At 43.6% G+C, this 4087-nt stretch carries 6 protein-coding genes; 2 read left to right on the forward strand and 4 right to left on the reverse strand.

What is annotated here, in order from left to right; translation table 11 throughout:
• Positions 1-409 precede the first annotated feature (409 nt).
• The 4 genes from KDK15_RS00635 to KDK15_RS00650 form a co-directional block, all read right to left on the reverse strand.
• Positions 410-877, reverse strand: coding sequence for a Panacea domain-containing protein (locus KDK15_RS00635; protein ID WP_257293431.1), 468 nt, complete (start codon positions 875-877; stop codon positions 410-412).
• Complete coding sequence (locus KDK15_RS00640) at positions 874-1851, reverse strand: hypothetical protein (protein WP_257293432.1); 978 nt, start codon at positions 1849-1851, stop codon at positions 874-876. Before KDK15_RS00640 ends, KDK15_RS00635 begins: the two co-directional genes overlap by 4 nt.
• A gap of 103 nt (positions 1852-1954) precedes the next feature.
• On the reverse strand, positions 1955-2587 hold the full coding sequence (locus KDK15_RS00645; protein ID WP_257293433.1) for an acetyltransferase: 633 nt from the start codon (positions 2585-2587) through the stop codon (positions 1955-1957).
• Positions 2588-2639: 52 nt separating this feature from the next.
• Positions 2640-3236, reverse strand: coding sequence for a sugar transferase (locus KDK15_RS00650; RefSeq protein ID WP_306800186.1), 597 nt, complete (start codon positions 3234-3236; stop codon positions 2640-2642).
• A gap of 129 nt (positions 3237-3365) precedes the next feature.
• Between KDK15_RS00650 and KDK15_RS00655 the strand changes: the two genes are divergently transcribed.
• The gene (locus tag KDK15_RS00655) at positions 3366-3596 is read left to right on the forward strand and encodes a type II toxin-antitoxin system Phd/YefM family antitoxin (protein WP_257293434.1); all 231 of its coding nucleotides are present in this window, start codon (positions 3366-3368) and stop codon (positions 3594-3596) included.
• Positions 3593-3988, forward strand: coding sequence for a type II toxin-antitoxin system VapC family toxin (locus KDK15_RS00660; protein ID WP_257293435.1), 396 nt, complete (start codon positions 3593-3595; stop codon positions 3986-3988). Before KDK15_RS00655 ends, KDK15_RS00660 begins: the two co-directional genes overlap by 4 nt.
• Positions 3989-4087: the final 99 nt, after the last annotated feature.

Raw genomic sequence — 4087 nt, forward strand, 5'->3', positions numbered from 1 at the left:
GGCAGATGCAAAGCCTGGCTGAACGGTTTGATTTGCCGGTGACTCTTTTTCTGGAACATGAGGGGCATTGATTGTCGTTGTCCGCTTTCCGTTGTCCGAAATAGATAGTTCTCGTCCAAAAACACAACCAATTGAAAACTCGCGTTCAAACTTGCGGCTTTCGGTACCGGTTCAGTAATTGACTTTATTGGACAGCGCTACACGGCTGTCCGCATCGGCCTCTTCCTGGGTGTAAGAAGGCCAAGGGAAAAAAAGGGGGGGGTTAGCATGGTTGTTTTGAATTGAGTGACTAATTAATTGATTAGAATCGTTGTCCGCTTACCGTAATCCGTTGCCCCAAAAAAGACAAGAAAACGCCTTTACAGATTACGGAAAGCGAACAAGCCGAAAGGCATGAAAAAACTAAATATCAGGTTCTGGATTCCCTGAACTGCTGAGCAAGAGAAACAAGATTTAAGTTAGAATACCTCTCTTGCTTCTTAACCGGGTAAGTAGAATATACATAATCAATAAAATCGTTGAAGCAAAGGTTCTTTGTTTTATCAATTACTGCATCAAGAATCACTTTTTCACGGTCGGTGAGTTGAATGTTTGAAACATCTCCCTGAAATGATATGACATTTTTATGAGAACCATACATGGTTGTTTCATTAATAACCATAAAACCACTTCCGTTATGCGCAGCCCCTATGACATCATCAACATAAGGCCCATAATGATTGAACAACCAATCAATATTCGTGAGCTGCCTACCATCAAGAAGGGCAGAAAACCAGTCAGATAGGTAAACCATTTTGGTCAGCCTGGCTTTGGAAAGCTCAGACTTGTGAGGGTAGTTCACACAAAGATACGCGATTATTTGCTGTAATCTATTCAATTCGCGCCCCCTAGTTCTTCTATAAGCTCGTCTTCAATTATTGGCTTCTGATTACCTTTTCGCTTTAAATATATTTCTTTATTAAACTCAAATCCATCCCTGACAAATTTGGATATCCGGCCCTGATAGCTATCACAATACCTTATTATATCCTCCCTTTGAGCTTCACTCTCAAGAAAGGTCTCTTCAGTACTTTCAAAAACGATAACACCAATATGAACATCGGCATCTATTATTGCTTTAGCCAGATAACGACAACTCTTCATTGCAAGTGCTTCTATTTTTTCAGGCGTATAGCGATAGTTTATATGCATGTACTGAATATAACCCTCGAGCAATCGTTGGCTTGGGCAACCCAGTTCCAGATGAAGGTCATTTTGCCAGGCTAAACTGATGACTCCTTGATTAAGAGGGAATTTTTGACGGTGTATCTTGGCAAAGTGTGGATTTTTTGAGTAACGTGCAAGCAGATAAAACTCTTCATCATGCTCGTAATAAATGGTCACTCGTTCCTGATTATTAAGTTCAAGATATTTATAGGCTCCAATTAACCAAGACTGAACCAGCTCACTATGCAGCTCTGAAGTTTTTGACTTTTGAAACTGCAGTTCTTCCTGAGCTGCATTCAAAGCATTTTTTATTGATAAAAAAGATTTACTGCCTTCCCTTAATTGAGTTATCTCTGCCTGCTGGCGTGATTGGTCAAGATAAGTACCGACAGCACCAAAGACAAGCAAAGCACCACCACTGACAAGGGATGAAACAGGATTAAAAAGTATACACAGCAGAGAATCAAGGGTGCCACTAACCTCAACCCACTCAATACGAAAATTGTAAGAGCCTGCATAAGCCCCACCCAGTGCCATCAAGATACTCCCCATGGTCGCTGAGATGATATAAAAAGCCTTGCTTATTATTTTCCCTAATTTTATAAAAAATGTTGATTCACCAGTAAATCCAAATTTTTGAAACAAACCTGCACACCATGTTCAAGATAACACGTCCAGCCTAGTTGACTATTGATACCTTTACCATTAAAGAAAACAAAACGTTTTTACGGACCATGGAAATCGGCCTTTAAAAGATAGGCCGAGCAGGAACACCAACGACTTTACTATTCGTCGGAACGTCAGAAAGCACCACTGCCCCAGCTCCAACAACAGTTTCATCACCCACAGAAATGCACTGCAGAATTTTCGCTCCCATGCCGATCCAGGCCTTGTCACCAATGGTAACTGCATCGGCCAACAAAGCGCCTGGTGAAATATGAGTACCATTCCCTATAGAGCAGTCGTGGTCTATGGATGAAAGCGTATTAACAATACAGCCTGAACCGATAGAGGCATTAACATTAATCACCACACCGGCAAACACCACTGAACCATCATTTATCGTTGCAAAAGGCGAGATGGTTGCTGATGGGTGAATAATGGCAGGAAATTTCGCACCAGCCTGGTGACCACGAGCAAGCAGTTGCAGCCGCAAACTTTCATAGCTGACACCAACCCCCAGAGCCATCATGGGATATTCAGGAACAAACGATTCCAAATCAGTAATGCGCCCCACAACTGGCCAGCCATTCATTGAATCAAGCTCAGGATAACGGTCATCCAGGAAAGCGACACCGGACCATTGCCCCGTTGCTAAAGCACAATCGGCAACGACGCAGGCATGGCCGCCAGCTCCTAATATCAATAATGTACTATTCATTTGATTCGTCTTTATTCGTTGACCACAATCTGTAGTCCGTTACCCGAAAAGCTTAAATCTTCTCAGCTTTTGGCTCTTTTCTTAAACGGGTAACGGGCTGCGGGGAACGGGAAACGTTCGAAGGCGAACCTTCGAAAAAAGGCATAGTCACATGATCATCCGCACTAATCCCTTCCCGCAAAACAACTTTCTTAACCGTTGAAAAAAGAATCTTGATATCGAGCCAGAGGGATTGGTTATCCACATACCAGACATCCAACCTGAACTTTTCATCCCAGGAAATCGCATTACGCCCATTAATCTGAGCCCAACCGGTAATGCCCGGTTTCATCTCATGGCGACGATACTGTTCTTTGGAATAGAGAGGCAGATACTGCATTAATAAAGGCCGAGGCCCAACCAGGCTCATATCCCCTTTCAGTAAATTCCAGAACTCCGGCAATTCATCAAGACTAGCACGGCGCATAAAACAACCAAAAGGAGTAATACGTTCAGCATCAGGCAAAGGTTTGCCATCCGGCCCATTAGCATCCCGCATGGTACGGAACTTCACCATCTCAAATGGCTTGCCATCCAACCCCGGGCGGACCTGTCGAAAGAAAACCGGCCTGCCCATGGTTTTTGCCACCTTCCAGGCGGTAAACGCCATAATCGGGCAAAAAAAATCAGTGCAACCAAGGCACCGAAAATATCCATCAAACGCTTTAACATCGTCTTGCAGAAACACTCCGGCTGAACTAGTTTGAGAAGTACAATGATTTTGTACAAGGAATAAAGAATGGAACAGGTCAATATCAGCGAACTGAGAGCTAACCTGCTTGATTACCTGAAAAAAGCCCAACAAGGCCAACCCTTTCTCGTGACTTCTAATGGCCAGACACTGGCAACAGTCTGCGCCCCGGATGCGTTAAAGAAGTACTCAAGAAAAACCCTTAGGGAAGTGGGTAAAAATGCCATTGCCGACGATATTATCGACCCATTGAATGAACCCTGGGAAAGCCGACAATGATTTTATTGGATACCTGTGCCTTTATCTGGGATGCCCTGCAACACGACAAACTCAGCAAAAAAGCAAAGCAATTCATCCAACAGGGTGATCGCAAAGGCCAGCTGATGATTTGCGATATCACCCTCTGGGAAGTAGCCATGCTGATTAAACGTAGACGGCTGCAATTGCAATTGAGCGCCGAGAGTTTTAACCAATTGGCATTACAGGCAAGAACAATCGACATTATCCCTATTAACCCAATCATTGCAGAACTCTCCGTGAACCTGGACAGCAGCATCAATAATGATCCGGCGGACCGTTTGATAACCGCCACAGCGATTCATCTCGGTGCCACACTTGTTACTGCAGATCGTAATTTGAGAGAGAGCCCGTTGGTGGAAAGCGTTTGGTAATACCTACTAAAGCAAACTTGCCTGACCACATACCAGCAATTCCTGACAACTATACATCTTAAGTCGTATAATATTGTATTATCCAAGCATAATATTTAT

This window comes from Endozoicomonas sp. YOMI1, assembly GCF_024606345.1.
In the GTDB taxonomy this organism is placed as follows: domain Bacteria; phylum Pseudomonadota; class Gammaproteobacteria; order Pseudomonadales; family Endozoicomonadaceae; genus Endozoicomonas.

Excerpts from the sequence above, each read along its gene's own strand:
- KDK15_RS00645 (WP_257293433.1), bottom strand. The coding sequence starts at position 2,587 with ATGAATAGTACATTATTGATATTAGGAGCTGGCGGCCATGCCTGCGTC.
- KDK15_RS00650 (WP_306800186.1), bottom strand. The coding sequence starts at position 3,236 with ATGGCGTTTACCGCCTGGAAGGTGGCAAAAACCATGGGCAGGCCGGTT.
- KDK15_RS00655 (WP_257293434.1), top strand. The coding sequence starts at position 3,366 with ATGGAACAGGTCAATATCAGCGAACTGAGAGCTAACCTGCTTGATTAC.
- KDK15_RS00660 (WP_257293435.1), top strand. The coding sequence starts at position 3,593 with ATGATTTTATTGGATACCTGTGCCTTTATCTGGGATGCCCTGCAACAC.